Origin of the sequence: uncultured Campylobacter sp. (genome assembly GCF_938045625.1) — a bacterium.
Classification (GTDB): Bacteria; Campylobacterota; Campylobacteria; order Campylobacterales; family Campylobacteraceae; genus Campylobacter_A.
The window spans coordinates 1-1,089 of the sequence record NZ_CALIAV010000029.1; the positions used below are offsets into that span (position 1 = coordinate 1).

The following is a 1,089-nucleotide window of genomic DNA, read 5'->3' on the forward strand; positions in this document are numbered from 1 at the left end:
CTAGAGAAGCGGTATCTAGGGTGCTAAAAGAGCTTGAGAGAAGCGGGCAAATAACGCAAAGCCGCGGCGAAATAAGGCTTGTTTCTTAAAATTCTCGTTTTAAGGTAACTTTGTTACTGATAGGGCGGCCTTTTTTAGGTAGCATTTCATAAACTCGTTTGAAAGGAGAATTTATGAAAGGACTGCAAAGAAGAGACGCTTTAAAGCTAATGGGGGCCGCGGGACTAGCCGCGAGTATGAGCGGTTGCTCGGCAACGGGCGGCGAAAACGACGATATAAATTCTAAAATCGTCATAATGGGCGCGGGACTTAGCGGTATCGCGTTGGCGGCTAAACTTAGAAGAGATATGCCTAACGCCAAGGTAATTCTCGTGGATAAAGACGAGAAATTTTACTATCAGCCGGGCTTTACGCTAATCGCCGTCGGAATCTACGAAGCTGGCGACGTCGTTTACGAAAAAGCGGATTATATCCCGCAAGGAGCCGAGTGGATACGCAAAAACGTATCGGAGATAAAGCCCGAAGCCAATCTACTCGTCCTAGACGACGGGAGCGAGCTGGGGTATGATTATCTAATCGTAGCAAGCGGCGTGGAATACGACTTTGAAGCCGTTAAGGGGCTGAGCTTAGAGGATATTAACGATACGAGCGGCAACATATCCTCCGTCTATACTCTACAAGGCGCCGTAAAAAGCAACGAGCTGATGAAAAAATTCTCTCAAAACGGCGGTGCGGCGGTATTTTGCGATCAAAAAACCCCGATGAAATGCAGCGGCGCAAATAAAAAAGTAACTTGCATGAGCGAAGATAGGCTGAGGTTGGCCGGCAACCGCGATAAAGGCAGCGTTAATCTTTACGTCGGCGGCGGCAAGCTTTTCGGCGATCCGACTTATGCCGCGGCGATGACTCAAATAATGATAAAAAGAAAGATAAAATTTAATCTTCGCCACCAAATCGTAGCCGTCGATAAAAGCTCAAATACCGCTACTTTCGAGTTTTGGACGGCGTATAGGCAAAACGGCGAAGATAAAATCGCGTCCGAGCTAATCGATGTAAAATACGACTGGCTTCACTTGCCGCCTAAGCAAA

General features: G+C 47.3%; 1 protein-coding gene. It reads left to right on the top strand.

Annotated features, from left to right (window positions below):
- Positions 1-173 precede the first annotated feature (173 nt).
- The coding region (locus Q0386_RS02855) for an FAD/NAD(P)-binding oxidoreductase (RefSeq protein WP_299026805.1) at positions 174-1,089 on the top strand (916 nt) is incomplete at its 3' end.